Source organism: Terrabacter sp. Root181, assembly GCF_001428505.1.
In the GTDB taxonomy this organism is placed as follows: domain Bacteria; phylum Actinomycetota; class Actinomycetes; order Actinomycetales; family Dermatophilaceae; genus Terrabacter.
Window position 1 is genome coordinate 1,681,074 of record NZ_LMHU01000001.1, and the last position, 19,759, is coordinate 1,700,832.

Consider the following 19,759-nt stretch of genomic DNA (forward strand, 5'->3'; position numbering starts at 1 on the left):
CAAGAGCCCGCGTCCGGAGCATGCTCGGAACCATGAGCAGCGCCTCGAGAGAGAAGACCCTCATCCTCATGCGGCACGGCAAGGCCGAGGAGGGGCCGGGCAAGCCCGACCACGACCGCGAGCTCGCCGCTCGCGGTCGCCGGGACGCCAAGGCGGCCGGGAAGTGGCTCCATGCGGAGGGGCTCGTGCCCGACCTCGTCATCTGCTCGACCGCGCAGCGCACCCGCCAGACGTGGGAGGAGGCGTGCCGCGGCGGTGCGCACACCGAGTTCGTCGAGTTCCGGCGCAGCGTCTACCTCGGAGGGTCGGAGCAGACGCTCGAGACGGTCCGTGAGGACGCCGGCGACATGGCGACGGTCCTCGTCGTCGGGCACAACCCGACGATGGCCCAGCTGACCAGCCTGCTCACCGACGGCGAGGGCTCCCGGGAGGCGCACGAGGCGCTCGGCGAGGGGTTCGTGACGAGCGGGCTCGCGGTCCTCCGGTACGCGGGGGAGTGGGCCGATCTCGACCTCGGGTCCTGTGCCCTGGCGCGTTTCCACGTCAGCCGCGGGCACGACGACTGACCCCAGGCGTCGTGCCTCGAAGGGCTCAGGCCGTGAGATGCGGTGTCCACCCAGCGGACACGGTTCTATGCTGCAGCCATGACGCAGACGCCTGACATCAAGCCCCGCAGCCGCGACGTCACCGACGGTCTCGAGAAGACCGCCGCGCGGGGGATGCTCCGGGCCGTAGGCCTCGGCGACGACGACTGGGCCAAGCCCCAGATCGGCGTCGCGAGCTCGTGGAACGAGATCACGCCCTGCAACCTCTCGCTCGACCGGCTCGCCCAGGCGGTCAAGGACGGTGTCCACGCCGGAGGCGGCTACCCGCTGGAGTTCGGCACGATCTCCGTCTCCGACGGCATCTCGATGGGCCACGAGGGCATGCACTTCAGCCTCGTCTCCCGCGAGATCATCGCGGACTCCGTCGAGACGGTCATGAGCGCCGAGCGCCTCGACGGCTCGGTGCTGCTCGCCGGTTGCGACAAGTCGCTGCCGGGCATGCTCATGGCCGCCGCGCGCCTCGACCTGGCGTCCGTCTTCCTCTACGCCGGCACGATCCTGCCCGGCATCGCCAAGCTCTCCGACGGCACCGAGAAGGAGGTCACGATCATCGACGCCTTCGAGGCGGTCGGGGCGTGCGCCGCCGGGAAGATGTCGCTCGAGGACGTCGACGCCATCGAGCGCGCCATCTGCCCGGGTGAGGGCGCCTGCGGCGGCTTCTACACGGCCAACACCATGGCCGCCGTCGCCGAGGCGATCGGCATGTCCATCCCCGGGTCGGCCGCGCCGCCGGCCACCGACCGGCGTCGCGACATGTACGCCCGCAAGTCGGGCGAGGCCGTCGTCGAGCTGCTCCGTCGCGGCATCACGGCCCGCGACATCATGACCAAGCCGGCCTTCGAGAACGCCATCGCCGTCGTCATGGCGTTCGGTGGCTCGACCAACGCCGTGCTCCACCTGCTCGCCATCGCGAACGAGGCCGAGGTCGACCTCACGATCGAGGACTTCCGTCGCATCGGCGCGAAGGTCCCGCACCTGGCCGACGTCAAGCCCTTCGGCAGCTTCGTCATGAAGGACATCGACCACATCGGTGGCATCCCCGTCGTCATGAAGACGCTCCTCGAGGCGGGTCTGCTCGACGGGGACTGCCTGACGGTGACGGGCAAGACGATGGCCGAGAACCTCGACGACATCAACCCGCCGCACATCGACGGGCGGGTCATCCGCGAGATGGCGACCCCGATCCACCAGACGGGCGGCCTCACGATCCTCACCGGCTCCCTCGCCCCCGAGGGAGCCGTCGTGAAGTCGGCCGGCTTCGACGAGTCCGTCTTCGAGGGCACCGCCCGCGTCTTCGACGGGGAGCGCGCCGCGATGGACGCCGTCGAGCGGGGCTCGCTCCAGAAGAACGACGTCGTCGTCATCCGCTACGAGGGCCCCAAGGGCGGCCCGGGCATGCGCGAGATGCTCGCCGTCACCGGCGCCATCAAGGGCGCGGGCCTGGGCAAGGACGTCCTGCTCCTCACCGACGGCCGCTTCTCGGGCGGCACGACGGGTCTCTGCGTCGGACACGTCGCACCGGAGGCCGTCGACGACGGGCCCATCGCATTCGTCCAGGACGGCGACACGATCCGCCTCGACGTCGCGAACGGCACGCTCGACGTGCTCGTCGACGAGGAGGAGATGGGCCGCCGCCGGGCCGCCGGGGTGACGCATCCCGAGCCGAAGTACCAGCGCGGCGTGCTCGCGAAGTACCGCAAGCTCGTCGGCAGCGCGAGCCGCGGGGCCGTCTGCGGCTGACGACTCACCCGCAACACACCGAGCAGGTCGCGGCGCACCGGGATCCGATCCCGGTGCGTCCGCGCGTCCTCGGTGTGTTGCAGGCGGAGGTCGTATGCCGTGTGGCCGGGTCAGTGGCCGGCGTCGCGGAAGGCGCGGGGCGTCAGTCCCGTGTGCTCGCGGAACCGCCGGATGAGGTGCCGTTCGTCGCTAAAGCCGGTCGCGGCCGCGATGTCCCGGGTGCCGAGCCCGGTGTGGACGAGCAGGTCGGTCGCGGCCTCGAGCCGGCGCGCGGCCCGGTGGGCGTACGGACTGGTGCCGGTCTCGGACCGGAACCGGCGCCGCCACGTCTCATAGGCCATGCCGACCTGCGCGGACACGGCCCGGAGGTCGAGCGGCTCGGCGAGGTCGCGGTCGAGGAGCTCGACGGACCGGTCGAGCCAGCTGCGTCGATCGGGCTCGCGCGGACCACTCGGGTCGGCCGCGGTGGCGCTCGCCTCGAGCAGCGCCGTGAGCAGGTCGAGGGCCTCGGCGTCGCGACCCTCGACGGTGCGCGGGCGGGTCCGCTCCCCGTAGGTCCCGAAGCGGTGACCCCACCGGGTGACCGGGAGCCCGTGGACGAGCGGTCGGGTCGGGGAGAGCGCCCCGCGTCGGCGCGCGAGCTCGAACGCGACCCCGTCAAACACGACGAAGACCTCGTCCCAGCCACCCCGGTCGGCGCCGTACCAGTGCGGATGGCCGGGGTGGACGACGACGAGCGTGCCCGGCCCGACGGCCTCGTCGTGCAGCCCGTCGCGGTAGCGGCCCGTGCCCGCCGTGACGAAGGTGAGGCCCCACGTCGGGTGCCTCCGTGTCGTGCCGACCGGCAGGCCGCTTCCGCCCGTGATGCCCCCGGCCACGAGCACCTCGCCGAGGCGACCTGCAGGGACCCGCGAGGCGGCGTGCCTCCTCTGATCGTCCATGAGGTCATCGAACCAGATCGTTCCCCTATGCCCACGACGTTCCGGGTCGTGCGAGGGACCGGCTGGTGTGCTGGACTCCACGACGACCACTCGGGTCGTTCACGATCCACGGAGGACCAGCGACACCATGCCCACCGACCTGTTGCCTGCGCTCACCACGGCATACCCCGTCAGCGACGACGCCGTCGCGGCGTACCGCACGAACGGCCACGTGCGCCTGACACAGGTGGCGACGCAGGACGAGGCGGCTGCGTACCGCGGGCCCGTGGCTGCGACGGTCGAGCGCCTCAGCACCGAGACGCGGCCCCTCGCCGAGCGTGACAGCTACGGCATGGCGTTCCTGCAGGTGATGAACCTCTGGCGGCACGACGAGGCGGTGGCCCGCTTCGTCATGGCGACGCGGTTCGCCGACGTCGCCGCACGCCTGCTCGGCGTGCCGCGGGTGCGGCTCTACCACGACCAGGCGCTCTTCAAGGAGCCGGGCGGGGGCTACACGCCGTGGCACCAGGACGCCATGTACTGGCCGCTCGACGGCTCCCGGTGCCTGACGATGTGGATGCCGCTCGTCGACATCACGCCCGCCCACGGCGGGCTGGCCTTCGCCAGCGGCAGCCACGTCGACGGGCCGCTCAGCGACATCGGCATCTCGGACGCGTCCGAGGAGCACTTCGACGGACTCGTCTCCGAGCGCGGACTCGTCGTCGACGAACCGGTGGCGATGCGCGCCGGTGACGCGTCCTTCCACTCCGGCTGGACCGTGCACAAGGCTCTCGGCAACTCCTCGAGCCGGATGCGCGAGGTCATGACGGTCATCTGGTTCGCCGACGGCCTGTCGGTCCTCGAACCGGCCAACCCGGCCCAGGCGAACGACCTCGCCTCGTGGCTGCCCGGTCTCGCACCGGGCGACGTCGCGGCGTCGCCGGCCAACCCCGTGTTGACCCGCTGACTCAGCAACACACCGAGCAGGTCACAACGCACCGGCATCCGATCCCGGTGCGTCGGGACTTGCTCGGTGTGTTGCGTCGGTGGGGGTTCGCCGAGCTGGGGCCAGGGGTTCTCGCCGACTCTGTTCAGCCGCCCGACTCGGCGCGGGCCTTGAGGCCGGCGGCCTCCATGGCGAGGTAGCGCTCGGTGAGCGAGCGGTAGCCGCGCCCGACGAGCGAGCCGAGCCAGCCCGACTGGGTGATCGAGAGCGTCGCCCGGCAGGTGCCGGGTCCGGTGGCCTCGACGCCGTGGCGACCGGTCGTCAGCGTGCCGGGCCCGCTCGCCTCCCACGTGAAGTCGTGCCCCTCGGTCAGTCCGGTGACCGTCCAGACCGTCGTCGGGATCCGCGGCTGGTCGATGCGGGCCCGCGCCCCGACGCGCAGCCCGTCGTCGAGCAGCGTCACCGAGCGCACCGAATCGGTCCACTCGGGCCAGCGCTCGACGTCGCGCACGACCGCCCAGACGCGTGCGACGGGGGCGTCGATGTCGATGCTCGTGTGCTGCTCCACGGCGTCTCCTCAAGCCTCGTCGGCCACCGGTCCCGGCGTCACGTCGGCCGCCCAGTGGCGCCACACCGACGTGACCTGCATGCCGACCTTCTCATAGAGACCGAGTGCGCCGGTGCGGGAGTCGGTCGACAGCTCGGAGCGCTCACCACCGTGGGTCCGGGCGACCTCGAAGGCATCGACGAGCAGGGCCCGGGCCAGCCCCTTGCCGCGTTCGTCTCGCCGCACCGCGAGCTTGTCGACGTAGGCGCACCCGTTCGAGACGACGACGAAGGCCATGCCGACGACGTCGTCGGAGGCGTCGACCATGAGCCGCAGCTGCCACGGCTCGTAGCCGGGTCGACGCGAGACGTTGGCGGTCCACTCCTCGAAGGTCGCGCGCTCGCGATCGGACCACTCGAGGAAGGCGTCCTCGTTGACGGTCCACGTGGCGCGGAGGTCGTCCTCGTCGCGCGGCTCGCGGACGGCATACCCGTCCGGAACGGGCTGCGGCTCGATCGCCTGCCCGGCCGGCAGCTCGAGGACCCACGAGGTCCACAGCGTGCGGTAGCCGAGCGACGAGAGCAGGTGCTCGCCGGGGGAGTCGCCGGGGACCGGCTGGCCGACGATCGTGCCGCCGTCGCGGGCACCGACGGTGCGGGTCCAGCGCGACAGCGCGGTCCCGATGCCCATCCCGCGGTGGGCCGGGTCGACCGCCGCGTCCGCCCAGCGCCCCTTGTAGACCTCGGCGTACGCGACGAGGCGCTCCCCGTCGACGACGCCGATCGACTGCGTGGCGAGGTCGAACGCCGGTCGCTGCCAGTCGCCGGCGATGTCGGCCTCCTCGATGAGGACCTCACCCACGTCGTGCTGCTCGCACGCCGCCATGAGCCGCGTGACCGCGGGCGCGTCCTCCCGCGTCAACGGGCGGCTCCTCAGGGTCGCCGCCGTCCGGGGCAGGTGCAGCTCCACCGGTGCGTGCGGACCCGTCCGGGTGGTCGGGTCGCTCGAGGTGTCTGTGCTCATGAGGTCTCCTCGGGGGAAGGGGTGTCGGTGTCGAGGCCGATGGCGCGTCGGAAGGCCGGCAGGCCCTCGACCGTGACGGGGTGCTCGCCGCGGACGAGGTCGTCGGGTCGCAGCACCAGCTGCTGGTTGACGGCCAGCTCGCCCTGGCGTCGGCGCAGCCGGGTCTGCCCGCCGAGGTGGTAGCCGACCTTGCGGCTCACGGCCAGTGAGGCCGGGTTGTCGGTGAAGGCGCCGGACGTGACCTCCTCAGCGTCGAGGTGGTCGAAGGCGAGGGCGCAGATCGCCCGGCGCATGGCGGTGCCGATGCCCCGGCCCTGGTGGGCCATCCCCAGCCAGGAGCCGGTCTCGCCCGTACGGGTGACGAGGTAGTCGCGCGTCGAGAACCCCTGCGTCCCCACGAGCGTGCCCTCGTGCCACACGCCGAGGTTGAGGTCCCAGGAGGCGGGGGAGAAGTCCGCCCGGCAGCGCCAGTGGTACTGCGCGACCTGGCGCCGCAGCGCCTCGGGCTCGGCGTCGGTCCACGGGTGGTAGAAGGGCATCCGGTCTTCGGCGTGGATACCCGCGGCGGCGAGGTCGGCGAGCGCCCCGAGGTCGTCGTCCCCGAGGCCCCGCAGCTCGACCGGTCCCGCGACGACCCGCAGGCCGAGAGCGGGCAGGAGGTCGGTAACGGTGCTCGTCATGCCGGTCAGTGTCCCGAGCCGCCCGCGCCGACGACAACCGACTTTCGCGCGCGGGTGCCGGCAGGGAGGCGCGACACCGCGAGGTGACAGTGGGTGAGATCACGAGGTCACATGTTGAGACGCCCGAGATGGTCGATTGACACCGCTGGGGCTTGGTAGGACGGTTGTCACGTGGCCCGACTCCTCGTACTTCCCTAGCGCGCCGACCAGCTCGAACGGTCAGCGCGCTCCCTTCCGTCCCACCGCGGGACCGAAGGGTTTTTTTGTGGGTTGAGTCAGGCCGAACCGGCATCACCACGCAGTGCTCGAGACAAGGAAGAGATCGTGAGCGACACGACGAAGCAGGCGCCCTCGCCCGCCGACGTGGCCTCCCTGGCCCGTCCCCGACCCGCGGCGGAGGCCAAGCCCGTCGGGCCCGTCACGCCGGCCCGTGAGGTCACCGGGGCGCAGGCGCTCGTCCTCTCCCTCGAGGCCATCGGCTGCGACACCGTCTTCGGCATCCCCGGTGGTGCGATCCTCCCGGCCTACGACCCGATGCTCGACTCCAAGAAGGTCCGCCACATCCTCGTGCGCCACGAGCAGGGCGCCGGCCACGCGGCCGAGGGGTATGCGTCGGCGACCGGCAAGGTCGGGGTCTGCATGGCGACCTCGGGCCCCGGCGCGACGAACCTCGTGACCCCGCTCGCCGACGCGCACATGGACTCCGTGCCCGTCGTCGCGATCACCGGGCAGGTCGCCAGTGCCGCCATCGGCACCGACGCCTTCCAGGAGGCCGACATCCGAGGCATCACGATGCCGATCACGAAGCACAACTACCTCGTGACCGACCCGGCCAAGATCCCGCAGGCCATCGCCGAGGCGTTCCACATCGCGAGCACCGGCCGCCCGGGTCCCGTTCTCGTCGACATCAGCAAGGACGCGCTCCAGGCGACGACGACCTTCAGCTGGCCGCCGCAGATCGACCTGCCCGGCTACCGCCCGGTGCTGCGCCCGCACGGCAAGCAGATCCGCGAGGCCTCCCGCCTCATGGCCGCGGCCAAGCGGCCCATCCTCTACGTCGGCGGTGGGGTCGTCCGGGCCCGCGCGAGCGAGGCCCTGCGCCGCCTGGTCGAGCTCACGGGCATCCCCGTCGTCACGACCCTCATGGCGCGGGGCACGGTGCCCGACAGCGAGCCGCTCAACCTCGGCATGCCCGGCATGCACGGCACGGTCGCCGCGGTGACGGGCCTGCAGAAGTCCGACCTCCTCATCACGCTCGGGGCGCGCTTCGACGACCGGGTCACCGGCCAGCTGTCGACCTTCGCCCCGGAGGCCAAGGTGATCCACGCCGACATCGACCCGGCCGAGATCTCCAAGAACCGCATCGCCGACGTGCCGATCGTCGGTGACGTGGGCGAGGTCATCAAGGACCTCATCGAGCAGGTGACGCTCGACCGCGCCACCGCCGACGCCGGCCCCGACGCATGGGACTACGCCGCCTGGCGCGAGCGGGTCGCCGACTGGAAACAGACGTTCCCGCTCGGCTGGACCGACAGCGAGGACGGCACGCTCTCGCCGCAGTACGTCATCGAGCGCATCGGCGCGCTCACGGGTCCCGAGGCGACCTACGTCGCGGGTGTCGGCCAGCACCAGATGTGGGCCGCGCAGTTCATCAAGTACGAGCGCCCGAACGCGTGGATCAACTCCGGTGGTCTCGGCACGATGGGCTTCTCGGTCCCGGCAGCCATGGGCGCCAAGGTCGCCGAGCCCGAGCGCACCGTCTGGGCCATCGACGGCGACGGCTGCTTCCAGATGACCAACCAGGAGCTCGCGACCTGCGTCATCAACAACATCCCGATCAAGGTCGCGATCATCAACAACAGCTCGCTCGGCATGGTGCGGCAGTGGCAGACGCTCTTCTACAACGAGCGCTACTCCAACACCGACCTCCAGCCGATGAACCAGCGCGTGCCCGACTTCGTCAAGCTCGCCGACGCGTACGGCTGTCTCGGCCTGCGCGCCGAGACGCCCGAGGAGGTCGACGCCGTCATCAAGCAGGCGCTCGAGACCAACGACCGTCCCGTCGTCATCGACTTCATCGTGCACCGGGACGCCATGGTGTGGCCGATGGTGCCGGCCGGCGTCAGCAACGACATGATCCAGGCCGCCCGCCACGAGGCGCCGGTCTGGGAGCGGGAGGACTGATCATGAGCAAGCACACCCTGTCGGTCCTCGTCGAGGACAAGCCCGGCGTCCTGACGCGGGTCGCGGCCCTCTTCTCCCGTCGCGGCTTCAACATCAACTCCCTCGCCGTCGGCCCGACCGAGCTGCCCGACATCTCGCGCATCACGGTCGTCGTCGAGGTCGAGGGCGCGGCCCTCGAGCAGGTGACGAAGCAGCTCAACAAGCTCATCGAGGTGCTCAAGGTCGTCGAGCTCGACCCGCACGCCTCGGTGCAGCGCGAGATCCTCCTCGTCAAGGTCCGCGCCGACCCGGCCACCCGCAGCCAGGTCATCGACACGATCCAGCTGTTCAAGGCCAAGGTCGTCGACGTGACCACCGATGCGATCGTCATCGAGGCGACGGGCACCTCCGACAAGCTCCGTGCCCTGCTCGACGTGCTCGAGCCGTTCGGGATCAAGGAGCTCGTCCAGTCCGGCATGGTCGCCGTCGGCCGTGGCTCACGCTCGATCACCGACCGCAGCCTGCGCAGCGCCTGACGCCCGCGACACCACCACCAGACCCACCGCACACCGCAACCGAAGGAGAAGGCCACCATGGCCGAGATGTTCTACGACGACGACGCCGACCTGTCGATCATCCAGGGCAAGAAGGTCGCCGTCATCGGCTACGGCAGCCAGGGCCACGCCCACGCACTCAACCTGCGCGACTCCGGCGTCGACGTCCGCGTCGGCCTCGCCGAGGGCAGCAAGAGCAAGGCCAAGGCCGAGGCCGAGGGCCTGACGGTCACGTCGGTCGCCGACGCCGTCAAGGAGGCCGACCTCGTCGTCATCCTCACTCCCGACCAGGTGCAGCGGACCGTCTACGCCAACGACATCCAGCCCAACCTCAAGGACGGCGCGGCCCTCCTCTTCGGCCACGGCTTCAACATCCGCTTCGGCTACATCAAGCCCGAGGCCGACGCCGACGTGCTCATGGTCGCCCCCAAGGGTCCCGGCCACATCGTGCGCCGCGAGTTCGCCGACGGCCGTGGGGTGCCCGTGCTCCTCGCCGTCGAGCAGGACGCGTCGGGCACCGCGTGGGACCTCGCCAAGGCGTACGGCAAGGCGATCGGTGGCCTGCGTGCCGGTGGCATCAGGACGACGTTCACCGAGGAGACCGAGACCGACCTCTTCGGTGAGCAGGCCGTCCTCTGCGGCGGTGCGAGCCAGCTCGTCATGTACGGCTTCGAGACGCTCGTCGAGGCGGGCTACCAGCCCGAGGTCGCCTACTTCGAGTGCCTCCACGAGCTCAAGCTCATCGTCGACCTCATGATCGAGGGCGGCATCGCCAAGCAGCGCTGGTCGGTCTCCGACACGGCGGAGTACGGCGACTACGTCTCGGGTCCGCGCGTCATCGACCCGCACGTCAAGGAGAACATGAAGGCCGTCCTCGGCGACATCCAGAACGGCACCTTCGCCAAGCGCTTCATCGACGACCAGGACGCCGGCGCACCGGAGTTCAAGCAGCTGCGCGAGAAGGGTGCCCAGCACCCCATCGAGGGCACGGGCCGCGAGCTGCGCAAGCTCATGGCCTGGGTCAAGCAGACCGACTCCGACTACGTCGAGGGCAGCGCGGCGCGCTGACCCGACCTCACGGCCCGACGGCCGGCGTCCCGTTCGTGGGGACGCCGGCCGTTCGCGTCGACGCCGACGGCCCTCAGCGGCCGCTCAGGCGGTCCGGCTGCGTGGACAGCCAGGCGGCGAAGGTGGGGCCGCCGGTCTGGGCGTCACCCGGGAAGGGAACGTTGCGACGCTCGGCGAACGCCCGGAGCACGCCGCCGATGGCGGGGAGGCGCACCACTCTCGGGGCGGAGGCGCCCCGGTGCGCGCGCAGCAGGGTCGCGAGCTCACCCACGGTCAGCACGTCGGGGCCGGCGACGTCCGTCGCCCTGGCGTATGCCGTCGGGCGCGCTCCCGATGCGAGGTCGGCGAGGCGTCCGGCGACGAAGTCCGTGTCGACCGGCTGGAAGGCCGTGTCACCGATCGTCACGGTGATCGGTCCGGTGCTCAGCGTGCGGGCGAAGAAGGCTGCGAGGGAATGGAACTGGGTGGCGCGCAGGACCGTCGCGGGGCCGCCGGCCGCCTCGATGCCCTGCTCGGCGCGCAGCTTGCGTCGGTAGTAGGCCATCGGGTGGTCGTCGATGCCGACGATCGAGATGTGCACGAGGTGCACCCCTCGGTCGGCGGCCGCGTCGGCAAGCCGTCGCGTCCCGTAGACCGTGACGGTGTCCCCGCGCGACGTGTCGTCGGCACAGTGCACGACGGCGTCGGCGCCCGAGAGGGCGGCGTCGAGTCCGTCACCGGTGGTCAGGTCCACCCCGGTCCGCCGGCTCACCGGCACCGCCTGGTGCCCGCGAGCCGTGAGCTCGCGGACGACCCGGGACCCGAGGTCGCCGGCGCCCCCCGTCACGATGATGCGCATGACCCCACCCTGACGTGCCGCCCGGGCAGCACGCAACGCTCCGGCGGTCCGGGATCCCGTCGGGTCGCCCCGGGCGGCACCGCCAACCCGGCGGGACGCGCGCCGGGACGGTCCGGCATACGGGATCGACGTTCCAGCCACTGATACGGCGACCGGGCTCGACCTGTTGTTCACATGTTGGTTACATGTCGTGATTCTACGAGTGCGACGGCCTAGACTCGCCGACGGCACATCGCGGTGCCGCCGACGGCCCGCGCCCCCTGTCGTGCGTGTGGCCCCGCCCCGTCCGGAAGGGATTCCCTTGTGAGCAAGCCCGTCGTTCTCATCGCCGAAGAGCTGTCACCAGCCACGATCGAGGCGCTGGGACCCGACTTCGAGGTCCGTTCGGTCGACGGGGCCAACCGCGACGAGCTGCTCCCGGCGCTCGCCGACGTCGACGCGATCCTCATCCGTTCGGCCACGAAGATGGACGCCGAGGCGATCGCCGCCGCGAAGCACCTCAAGGTCATCGCCCGGGCCGGTGTGGGCCTCGACAACGTCGACGTCCAGTCGGCCACGCAGGCCGGCGTCATGGTCGTCAACGCACCGACCTCCAACATCACGTCAGCCGCCGAGCTCGCCGTGGCCCTGCTCCTCGCGACGGCGCGCAACATCGCCCCGGCCAACCAGGCCCTCAAGGGCGGAGCATGGAAGCGCAGCACGTACTCCGGCGTCGAGCTGCTCGACAAGACCGTCGGCGTCGTCGGCCTCGGCCGCATCGGCGCCCTCGTCGCCGAGCGGCTCAAGGGGTTCGGCATGAAGATCGTCGCCTACGACCCCTATGCGTCGCCCGCCAAGGCCGGTCAGCTCGGCGCCCAGCTCGTCGGCCTCGACGAGCTGCTCGCCCAGTCCGACTTCATCACCATCCATCTGCCGAAGACGCCCGAGACGCTGGGTCTCATCGGTGAGGAGGCGCTCGCGAAGGTCAAGCCGTCGGTACGCATCGTCAACGCCGCGCGCGGGGGCATCGTCGACGAGGCCGCCCTCGCGCGGGCCATCGCCGAGGGTCGCGTGGCCGGCGCCGGCATCGACGTCTTCGCCACCGAGCCGACCACCGAGTCGCCGCTCTTCGAGCACGAGTCCGTCGTCGTCACGCCGCACCTCGGCGCGTCGACCGACGAGGCCCAGGAGAAGGCGGGCATCGCCGTGGCCAGGTCGGTGCGCCTCGCCCTCGGTGGCGAGCTCGTCCCCGATGCCGTCAACGTCAGCAGCGGCTTCATCGCCGAGGAGGTCCGCCCGGGCATCCCGCTCGTCGAGAAGCTCGGTCGCATCTTCACGGCCGTGTCCGGCAGCGTGCCGGCCCAGCTCGACGTCGACGTCCGCGGCGAGATCACGGCCCACGACGTCAGCGTGTGGAAGCTCGTCGCCCTCAAGGGCCTGTTCACCGACGTCGTCGAGGACCCCGTGACCTATGTCAACGCCCCCGTCCTCGCCGAGCAGCGCGGGTGTGTCGTGCGCCTCGTCACCGACCCCGACTCCGGCGACTTCCGCAACGTCACGACGCTGCGCGGCACCCTCGCCGACGGCTCGGTCGTCTCGGTCTCGGGCACGCTGACCGGCCCGAAGATGGTCGAGAAGCTCGTCGGCGTCAACGGCTACGACCTCGAGGTCCCGCTCTCGGACCACATGCTCGTCTTCGAGTACTCCGACCGTCCGGGCGTCATCGGCGCCGTCGGCCGCATCCTCGGCGACGCCGGTATCAACATCGGCGGCATGCAGGTCTCGCGTCAGGACGACCGGGCCATCGGCGTGCTCAACGTCGACAGCGCCGTCCCTGCCGCACTGGCGGCCGAGCTCTCGGAGGTCATCGAGGCCAAGACCTTCTCGGTCATCGGCCTGCAGGACTGAGCCACGGCCGCCGGCCGCGCCGGCGCGAGGTGGGGGCGGTCAGCTGCGGCGCGCGGCGTCCGTGTCGTCGGCGGGCTCGTCGTCGTCCTCGTCGTCCTCGTCGTCCTCGTCGGCGGCCTCGAGGCCCGCGAGCTCGGGGACGAGCTCGTGGCGCTTGCTGAAGGTGTCGACGATGGCGAGCGCGACCGCGGCGATCGGGATGCCGATGAGGGCGCCGATCGGCCCGAAGAGGGCGGCACCGGCGATGACCGACCCGAGCGCGACGGCCGGGTGCACGTCCATGGTGCGGCGGCTGATGCGTGGGGTGAAGACGTAGTTCTCGAGCTGCTGGTAAACGGTCGCGAAGGCGGCGATCCACACGGCGTTGATCGGCTTGTCGAGGAGGGCGAAGAGGGCCGGCAGCGCCACGCCGATGTACGTGCCGATCGTCGGGATGAACTGGCCGACGATGCCGGCGAAGATGCCGAGGGGCAGCCAGAACGGCACGTCGATGAACCAGAAGAACGCGACGTGGAAGACGGCCGAGAGCGAGGCCAGGACGAGCTTGGAGACGACGTAGCCGCCGGTCTTCTCCACCGAGATCGTCCACACGGTGATGAACACGCGCTGGTAGCGCTGGGGCAGCCACGACCCGATGGTCTGGCGCAGCCGCGGGCTGTCGGCGGAGAAGTAGTAGGCGAAGACGAGGATCGTCAGGGCGTCGAAGAGGAAGATGATGACCGAGCCGAAGATCCCGATGATGCCGCCGCCGTACTTGCCCGCCAGCTCGCCGAGCTTGTCGGGGGTCAGGCTCACCGCTTTCTGGATCTGCTCGATGTCGAACTGCGTGCCGAACGTGGAGTTGATCCGGTCGATGGCCGAGGTGATCGCCGAGGGGAGCTGCGACCCGAGCTGGGAGAGCTGCGAGACGAAGACCTGGCCGAAGAGCTCGGCGAGGCCGGCGAAGAGCAGGAGCATCCCCAGCATCGTCAGCCCGGTGGCGAGCCCGCGCTTCATGCCGCGCTTGCTCAGCCACAGCACGACCGGCTCCATCGCGATCGACAGCAGCCAGGCGAGCAGCAGCAGGAAGAGGAAGCTGCCCATCGCGTGGAAGGCCCACGTCGCCACGGAGAGCAGCACGATCGCGACGAAGACCGTGACGATGATGCGGCGGGCGTTGCCGGGCGTTATCGCGATCCACCGCGCCCCGTCGTCGAAGGGCACCCCGGGCACGGCGTGGCTGGTGTGCCGGGCGCGCGAGGCGGCGGCCCGGTGGTCCGGGTGTTCGGCGTGGTGGCGAGCGGTGCTGCCGGAGGGGGCGGCCGTCGCGTCGGGGTGGTCGGCGCTCACGCGGCGAGCCTACGGCCACGGGCAGGACGAGCGGGGGATGCGCGACACGATCCGCGGGGGTGGTCCGGACGAATGGCGGACACCGCGTCTCATCCAGTGGAAACCCCCTTTACCGATGGGTAGCCCGGCGTACCGTGAAACGCATGACGCGGCAGGTCGTACTTATTCCCAGCCGCGGCGAGTCCAGGTAGTCAGCACCTCGCCGCGGAGATCCCGCGCACCCTCCTGCTGACCGGTTCGCCCACCCGGGCTGGAGCCACCTGAGACCACCCAGACGCACGCAACTCGAAAGAACGTGATCACCATGAGCGAAGACGCCAAGGCCGCCCGTCAGGCCCTGCAGGAGTCGATGGACCTGCGCGACCAGGGTCACACCGAGGACTGAGCTCCACCAGTCCATGTGAGTTCCCTTGGGCCGCAACGCGACTCATGACGATGGCCCTTGCCGAACCGGCAGGGGCCTTCGTCATGCGTTCAACAAATGAGACGTAGATTCCACATCACAAGACGAGTTCTAGGCTGACGGCATGGCACAGACGCTGGTCAAGGACGCGTACTCCATCGCCGTGATCGGCGGGGACGGCATCGGTCCCGAGGTGGTCGCCGAAGGTCTCAAGGTCCTCGAGGCGGTCACAGGTCAGGGCGGTCCGTCGTTCGCGACGACCGAGTACGACCTCGGTGCCCGCCGCTGGCACGCCACCGGGGAGACGCTGCCCGACTCGGTCCTGGAGGAGCTGCGCGGCCACGACGCGATCCTCCTCGGCGCCATCGGCGACCCGACCGTCCCGAGCGGGGTCCTCGAGCGGGGCGTGCTGCTGCCGCTGCGCTTCGCCCTCGACCACTACGTCAACCTGCGCCCGGCCAAGCTCTTCCCCGGGGTCTCGAGCCCGCTGGACGTCGCGCGGGTCGCGCCACACGGCATCGACTTCGTCGTCGTCCGCGAGGGCACCGAGGGGCCTTACACCGGCAACGGCGGCGCCCTCCGCGTCGGCACACCGGCAGAGATCGCGACCGAGGTCAGCGTCAACACCCGCTACGGCGTCGAGCGCGTCGTCCGCGATGCCTTCGCCCGCGCCCAGGCCCGACCGCGTCGCCACCTGACTCTCGTGCACAAGCACAACGTCCTCACGTATGCCGGGCACCTCTGGCGCCGCACCGTCGAGGAGGTCGGTGCCGAGTTCCCCGACGTCGAGACCGCCTACCAGCACGTCGACGCAGCGACGATCTTCATGGCGACCGACCCCGGGCGCTTCGACGTCATCGTCACCGACAACCTCTTCGGAGACATCCTCACCGACATCGCCGCCGCCATCGCCGGCGGGATCGGGCTCGCCGCGTCGGGCAACATCAACCCGGCTCGCACGACCCCGAGCATGTTCGAACCCGTCCACGGCTCGGCCCCGGACATCGCGGGCCAGTCCAAGGCCGACCCGACCGCGGCCATCCTCTCGGTCGGCATGCTGCTCGCCCACCTCGGCCTCGACGCAGAGGCCGCCCGCGTGGACGCCGCCGTCGCCGCCGACCTGGCCGAGCGAGGCGCCGCCGCCCGCAGCACCACGGCCGTCGGTGACGCGGTCGTCTCGCGCCTCTGACGGGGGCGCCCGGGCCGGCCGGAAGGCAAACCTGCGCCTCCCCGTCGGGGAGGGGCCACTTCTGCGTCTCACGATGTGGGCGATAGCCTGACATTCGGATCACCGCTGATTTTGCTCCTGGAGGTTTGTCATGACCCAGCTGTCCTTCGAGGTGACGCGCCGCGACGACGCCACGTCGCCCGAGCGCATCGCCGAGATCCTCGAGAACCCCGGCTTCGGCAAGACCTTCACCGACCACATGGTCGTCGCCACCTGGACCGCCGACGGCGGCTGGGGCGACGCGCAGGTCCGCCCCTACGGTCCCTTCCAGCTCGACCCGGCCGCGGCGGTGCTCCACTACGCCCAGGAGATCTTCGAGGGCATGAAGGCCTACCGTCACGCCGACGGCTCGATCTGGACCTTCCGCCCTCAGGCCAACGCGGCCCGCTTCGCCCGCTCGGCCCGCCGTCTCGCGCTGCCCGAGCTGCCCGAGGCCGACTTCATCGAGTCCCTGCGCCAGCTCGTCGGCGTCGACCAGGCCTGGGTGCCGGCCGGCGACGCGGGGGAGAAGAGCCTCTACCTGCGCCCCTTCATGTTCGCCTCGGAGGCCTTCCTCGGCGTGCGACCGGCCCAGCAGGTCACGTACTCGGTCATCGCCTCCCCGGCCGGCGCGTACTTCTCCGGTGGCCTCAAGCCCGTCACCCTCTGGATCTCGACCGACTACGCCCGTGCTGGTGAGGGTGGCACCGGAGCCGCCAAGTGCGGCGGCAACTACGCCAGCTCGCTCGCCGGCCAGCTCGAGGGCATCGAGCACGGCTGCGACCAGGCCGTCTTCCTCGACTCCTCGACCCAGACGTACATCGAGGAGCTCGGGGGCATGAACCTCTTCCTCGTCACCAAGGACGGGCGCATCATCACGCCCGAGCTCACCGGGACGATCCTCGAGGGCGTCACCCGCAGCTCGATCCTCGAGATCGCCAAGGAGCTCGACCTCGAGCCCGAGGAGCGGCGCATCCCGATCGAGGAGTGGAAGGAGGGCGCGGCGAGCGGCGACATCGTCGAGATCTTCGCGTGCGGCACGGCTGCCGTCGTCACCCCGGTCGGCGAGCTGCGCTGGGAAGGCGGTTCCGTCGACCACCGGCGCGACGGCCACGAGGACCGCTACGCCGAGGCCGTCCGCGCCAAGCTCCTCGACATCCAGTACGGCCGGACCGAGGACTCCCACGGCTGGCTGACCCAGCTCGTCTGAGCAGCAGGAGCGGCGTTCGTGCATGACAGCCCGGTCCGGAGGCCGCGGCTCGTCGCCACGGACCTCGACGGGACGCTCCTGCGCTCCGACGGCGCGATCTCCCCGCGGACGCGTGCCGCGCTGCGCGACGTCGAGTCCGCCGGCATCGGCGTCGTCTTCGTCACGGCACGTCCACCGCGGTGGCTCGACCCGCTCGCCGACGCCGTCGGCGGTGACGGCACCGTCATCAGTGCCAACGGCGCCTTCGACTACGACGTGCGCACGCGCACCGTCATCGCGTCCTACCCGCTCGAGCGAGCGCTGCTGCTCGAGATCGTCGCGGACCTGCGGGCCGCCGTGCCGGGCATCGGTTTCAGCGCCGAGCTCCGCGACGGTGTGCACACCGAGCCGAACTACCCGGAGCTGCACCCGCGCTGGGTGCCGGCCGACCTCGTGCCCGCGCCCATCGACGACCTGCCGCCGGAGGCCGTGGTCGGCAAGCTGCTCGCCCGCACCGATCACCTGCCCGAGGAGGAGGTGATCCCGCGGGTGGCCGAGGTGCTCGGTGACCGCGCCCTCGTGCAGCACTCGGGCACCGGCGGCCTCGCCGAGATCTCGGCCCCGGGCGTGACCAAGGCGGCGGGACTCGTGCGGTGGTGCGGCCGTGCCGACATCCGGGCCGAGGACGTGTGGGCCTTCGGAGACATGCCCAACGACATCCCGATGCTCGAGTGGGCCGGAGTCGGGTGGGCCGTCGCGAACGCCCACCCCGACGTCCGCGCGGCGGCGACACGCACGTGTGCGTCCAACGACGAGGACGGAGTCGCGCGGACCCTGGAGTGGGCCCTCGGTCTCTGACGCCTCGACGTCTCCCGCGCCAGGGTCTGCTGTCCGAATGGTCTGTTGTGGCTCCTTTGGGGCGGTCACCGCTGTGAAACGCGTCGGAAATGCGCCTGTCCCAGCACAGAAGAGGTCGTTCCGAAGTCTGTTCGGTCGCCATGCGCGGCGCTAGCATCGGTCCAACTTCATACCGAAGATGGGAGTGCAGGGCATGGCTCAGGCAACTGGTCTCTCCGACGACGAACGCCGCCTGGCGGAACTCGGCTACAAGCAGGAGCTCGACCGTTCGTGGTCGGGTTTCTCGAACTTCGCGATCTCCTTCTCCATCATCTCGATCCTCGCCGGGTGCTTCACGACGTTCGGCCAGGGCTTCAACAACGGCGGCCCGATCGCGATCTCGTGGGGCTGGCCGATCGTGGCCGCCTTCATCCTCGTCATCGGTCTGACGATGTCCGAGCTCGTCTCGGCCTACCCCACCTCGGGCGGCATCTACTGGTGGGCCAGCAAGATGGGCGGCGCACGCGCCGGCTTCTTCACCGGATGGCTCAACCTCATCGGCCTCGTCGCCGTCACGGCGTCCGTCGCCTACGGCTGTGCGACCTTCATCGACCTGGCCCTCAGCACGTGGTCCAAGGGATATGCCGACGGCTACTCGCTGACGCGTGTCTTCTGGATCTTCCTCGTCGTGCTCGTCGCGGCCGCGGTCCTCAACATCTTCAGCGGCCACCTCATGGCGATCATGAACAACGTCTCGGTGTGGTGGCACGTCGTCGGCGCCGCGGCGATCATCCTCATCCTCATCGTCGTGCCCGACAACCACCAGAGCTTCTCCTACGTCTTCACCGAGAGGTTCAACAACTCCGGCTACGCCGACGGCTCGACGAGCTCACCGACGTACTGGCTCCTCGTCGTCCCGTTCGGTCTGCTGCTGACGCAGTACACGATCACCGGCTTCGACGCCTCCGCGCACCTGTCGGAGGAGACGGCCGCCGCGTCGAAGGCTGCGGCACAAGGGATCTGGCGTTCGATCTTCTATTCCGCCATCGGCGGCTGGATCTTGTTGCTCTGCTTCCTCTTCGCCGTTCCGGACGGCGCGGACGGCGAGCCCGACAACGCCGGCGTGGGCGGCGGGGGAGTGGCCTACATCTTCACGCACGCGATGGACTCGAAGTGGGCGGCGGCGATCCTCACGATCTCCGCGGTCGGGCAGTTCTTCTGCTCGACGTCGTGCATGACGAGTGCCTCGCGCATGACGTTCGCCTTCAGTCGCGATGGCGCCGTGCCGGGCTCTCGCCTGTGGTCGACGCTGACCGGCGCGAAGGTACCGGCCAACGCGGTCATGCTCGTCGGCGTGGTGAGCGCGATCATCACGCTGCCTGCCCTCGTCGAGGTCAACGTGGGCACCGAGGAGGCCCCGCTCATCGTGCCCACGGCCTTCTACGCCGTCGTCTCGGTGGCCGTCATCGGCCTCTACCTGGCGTTCCTCATCCCGATCTGGCTGCGCTGGAAGATGGGCGACGACTTCGTGCCCGGGTCGTGGACCAACGGATCCAAGTACAAGTGGATGAACCTCGTCGCCGTCATCGAGATCGCGATCATCTCGGTCTACTTCATCCTGCCGTTCGTGCCGGGTGGTGTGCCCTTCAGCGAGGGCTTCGAGTGGAAGTTCGTCAACTACGCGCCGATCCTCACGCTGGGGTCTCTCCTCGTGCTCGGCGTGTGGTGGCAGATCTCGGCCCGCCACTGGTTCAAGGGTCCGAAGACCAACATCGACCCCGAGGTCGTCGACGCGTTCAGCGAGTGACGACGAAGCCGCGGGC

At 70.6% G+C, this 19,759-nt stretch carries 18 protein-coding genes; 12 read left to right on the forward strand and 6 right to left on the reverse strand.

The features are described 5' to 3' along the window. Positions 1 to 32: 32 nt before the first annotated feature. Together ASD90_RS07825 and ilvD are read left to right on the forward strand one after the other, a co-directional pair. A complete protein-coding gene (locus ASD90_RS07825; RefSeq protein ID WP_235506424.1) occupies positions 33 to 566 on the forward strand; it encodes a histidine phosphatase family protein in 534 nt (177 codons plus the stop codon). A 78-nt stretch (positions 567 to 644) separates the two neighbouring features. After that, a complete protein-coding gene (gene ilvD / locus ASD90_RS07830) occupies positions 645 to 2,345 on the forward strand; it encodes a dihydroxy-acid dehydratase (RefSeq protein ID WP_056753635.1) in 1,701 nt (566 codons plus the stop codon). A 110-nt stretch (positions 2,346 to 2,455) separates the two neighbouring features. On the opposite strand, the gene ASD90_RS07835 is transcribed toward ilvD, so the two are convergent. Then, on the reverse strand, positions 2,456 to 3,286 hold the full coding sequence (locus ASD90_RS07835) for an AraC family transcriptional regulator (protein WP_056753639.1): 831 nt from the start codon (positions 3,284 to 3,286) through the stop codon (positions 2,456 to 2,458). Positions 3,287 to 3,413: 127 nt separating this feature from the next. Between ASD90_RS07835 and ASD90_RS07840 the strand changes: the two genes are divergently transcribed. After that, the gene (locus ASD90_RS07840; RefSeq protein ID WP_056753643.1) at positions 3,414 to 4,232 is read left to right on the forward strand and encodes a phytanoyl-CoA dioxygenase family protein; all 819 of its coding nucleotides are present in this window, start codon (positions 3,414 to 3,416) and stop codon (positions 4,230 to 4,232) included. 124 nt (positions 4,233 to 4,356) lie between these two features. Here ASD90_RS07840 and ASD90_RS07845 read toward each other — a convergent pair whose 3' ends face one another. The 3 genes from ASD90_RS07845 to ASD90_RS07855 are packed head-to-tail and all read right to left on the reverse strand — an operon-like array spanning position 4,357 to position 6,461. Continuing rightward, a complete protein-coding gene (locus ASD90_RS07845) occupies positions 4,357 to 4,779 on the reverse strand; it encodes an SRPBCC family protein (protein WP_056753644.1) in 423 nt (140 codons plus the stop codon). Between the two features lie 9 nt (positions 4,780 to 4,788). Continuing rightward, a complete protein-coding gene (locus tag ASD90_RS07850) occupies positions 4,789 to 5,781 on the reverse strand; it encodes a GNAT family N-acetyltransferase (protein WP_056753647.1) in 993 nt (330 codons plus the stop codon). Continuing rightward, positions 5,778 to 6,461: a GNAT family N-acetyltransferase gene (locus ASD90_RS07855; RefSeq protein WP_056753650.1), complete on the reverse strand. Its 684-nt coding sequence runs from the start codon at positions 6,459 to 6,461 to the stop codon at positions 5,778 to 5,780. The genes ASD90_RS07850 and ASD90_RS07855 overlap by 4 nt, the downstream gene beginning before the upstream one ends. Positions 6,462 to 6,785: 324 nt before the next feature. On the opposite strand from ASD90_RS07855, the gene ASD90_RS07860 reads away from it, so the two are divergent. From ASD90_RS07860 to ilvC, 3 genes are read left to right on the forward strand one after another with little or no spacing between them, the layout of a single operon-like run. Next, positions 6,786 to 8,645, forward strand: coding sequence for an acetolactate synthase large subunit (locus ASD90_RS07860; protein WP_056753653.1), 1,860 nt, complete (start codon positions 6,786 to 6,788; stop codon positions 8,643 to 8,645). Between the two features lie 2 nt (positions 8,646 to 8,647). Continuing rightward, a complete protein-coding gene (gene ilvN, locus ASD90_RS07865; protein WP_056753659.1) occupies positions 8,648 to 9,160 on the forward strand; it encodes an acetolactate synthase small subunit in 513 nt (170 codons plus the stop codon). A 57-nt stretch (positions 9,161 to 9,217) separates the two neighbouring features. After that, entirely contained in the window at positions 9,218 to 10,246 is a 1,029-nt protein-coding gene (gene ilvC, locus ASD90_RS07870) for a ketol-acid reductoisomerase (RefSeq protein WP_056753662.1), read from the forward strand. A 73-nt stretch (positions 10,247 to 10,319) separates the two neighbouring features. Here ilvC and ASD90_RS07875 read toward each other — a convergent pair whose 3' ends face one another. Next, positions 10,320 to 11,084 (reverse strand): SDR family oxidoreductase, encoded by a 765-nt coding sequence (locus ASD90_RS07875; RefSeq protein ID WP_056753665.1) that lies wholly within the window; start codon positions 11,082 to 11,084, stop codon positions 10,320 to 10,322. Positions 11,085 to 11,387: 303 nt separating this feature from the next. Here ASD90_RS07875 and serA point away from each other — a divergent pair, with 303 nt between their 5' ends. After that, positions 11,388 to 12,971, forward strand: a complete 1,584-nt coding sequence (gene serA / locus ASD90_RS07880; protein ID WP_056753667.1) for a phosphoglycerate dehydrogenase — start codon at positions 11,388 to 11,390, stop codon at positions 12,969 to 12,971. Positions 12,972 to 13,010: 39 nt separating this feature from the next. Here the strand turns inward: serA and ASD90_RS07885 are convergent, their stop codons facing one another. After that, on the reverse strand, positions 13,011 to 14,300 hold the full coding sequence (locus ASD90_RS07885; RefSeq protein WP_056753670.1) for an AI-2E family transporter: 1,290 nt from the start codon (positions 14,298 to 14,300) through the stop codon (positions 13,011 to 13,013). Between the two features lie 304 nt (positions 14,301 to 14,604). On the opposite strand from ASD90_RS07885, the gene ASD90_RS07890 reads away from it, so the two are divergent. The 5 genes from ASD90_RS07890 (at position 14,605) to ASD90_RS07910 (ending at position 19,743) form a co-directional block, all read left to right on the forward strand. Further along, positions 14,605 to 14,685, forward strand: coding sequence for a 3-isopropylmalate dehydrogenase (locus ASD90_RS07890; protein WP_081633825.1), 81 nt, complete (start codon positions 14,605 to 14,607; stop codon positions 14,683 to 14,685). Between the two features lie 142 nt (positions 14,686 to 14,827). Next, a complete protein-coding gene (locus tag ASD90_RS07895) occupies positions 14,828 to 15,892 on the forward strand; it encodes a 3-isopropylmalate dehydrogenase (RefSeq protein ID WP_056753673.1) in 1,065 nt (354 codons plus the stop codon). A 130-nt stretch (positions 15,893 to 16,022) separates the two neighbouring features. Next, positions 16,023 to 17,120 carry a branched-chain amino acid aminotransferase gene (locus ASD90_RS07900; RefSeq protein ID WP_056753676.1) on the forward strand — a complete coding sequence of 366 codons (1,098 nt, stop codon included), beginning with the start codon at positions 16,023 to 16,025 and terminating at the stop codon, positions 17,118 to 17,120. Positions 17,121 to 17,138: 18 nt separating this feature from the next. After that, on the forward strand, positions 17,139 to 17,957 hold the full coding sequence (locus ASD90_RS07905; RefSeq protein WP_056753679.1) for a Cof-type HAD-IIB family hydrolase: 819 nt from the start codon (positions 17,139 to 17,141) through the stop codon (positions 17,955 to 17,957). A 193-nt stretch (positions 17,958 to 18,150) separates the two neighbouring features. Continuing rightward, positions 18,151 to 19,743 carry an amino acid permease gene (locus tag ASD90_RS07910; protein ID WP_056754674.1) on the forward strand — a complete coding sequence of 531 codons (1,593 nt, stop codon included), beginning with the start codon at positions 18,151 to 18,153 and terminating at the stop codon, positions 19,741 to 19,743. Positions 19,744 to 19,759: the final 16 nt, after the last annotated feature.

What these genes read in the sequence shown, in the direction of transcription:
- ASD90_RS07825 (WP_235506424.1), top strand. Translation starts at nt 33, where the DNA reads ATGAGCAGCGCCTCGAGAGAGAAGACCCTCATCCTCATGCGGCACGGC.
- ilvD (WP_056753635.1), top strand. Translation starts at nt 645, where the DNA reads ATGACGCAGACGCCTGACATCAAGCCCCGCAGCCGCGACGTCACCGAC.
- ASD90_RS07835 (WP_056753639.1), bottom strand. Translation starts at nt 3,286, where the DNA reads ATGGACGATCAGAGGAGGCACGCCGCCTCGCGGGTCCCTGCAGGTCGC.
- ASD90_RS07840 (WP_056753643.1), top strand. Translation starts at nt 3,414, where the DNA reads ATGCCCACCGACCTGTTGCCTGCGCTCACCACGGCATACCCCGTCAGC.
- ASD90_RS07850 (WP_056753647.1), bottom strand. Translation starts at nt 5,781, where the DNA reads ATGAGCACAGACACCTCGAGCGACCCGACCACCCGGACGGGTCCGCAC.
- ASD90_RS07855 (WP_056753650.1), bottom strand. Translation starts at nt 6,461, where the DNA reads ATGACGAGCACCGTTACCGACCTCCTGCCCGCTCTCGGCCTGCGGGTC.
- ilvN (WP_056753659.1), top strand. Translation starts at nt 8,648, where the DNA reads ATGAGCAAGCACACCCTGTCGGTCCTCGTCGAGGACAAGCCCGGCGTC.
- ilvC (WP_056753662.1), top strand. Translation starts at nt 9,218, where the DNA reads ATGGCCGAGATGTTCTACGACGACGACGCCGACCTGTCGATCATCCAG.
- ASD90_RS07875 (WP_056753665.1), bottom strand. Translation starts at nt 11,084, where the DNA reads ATGCGCATCATCGTGACGGGGGGCGCCGGCGACCTCGGGTCCCGGGTC.
- ASD90_RS07890 (WP_081633825.1), top strand. Translation starts at nt 14,605, where the DNA reads ATGAGCGAAGACGCCAAGGCCGCCCGTCAGGCCCTGCAGGAGTCGATG.
- ASD90_RS07895 (WP_056753673.1), top strand. Translation starts at nt 14,828, where the DNA reads ATGGCACAGACGCTGGTCAAGGACGCGTACTCCATCGCCGTGATCGGC.
- ASD90_RS07900 (WP_056753676.1), top strand. Translation starts at nt 16,023, where the DNA reads ATGACCCAGCTGTCCTTCGAGGTGACGCGCCGCGACGACGCCACGTCG.
- ASD90_RS07910 (WP_056754674.1), top strand. Translation starts at nt 18,151, where the DNA reads ATGGCTCAGGCAACTGGTCTCTCCGACGACGAACGCCGCCTGGCGGAA.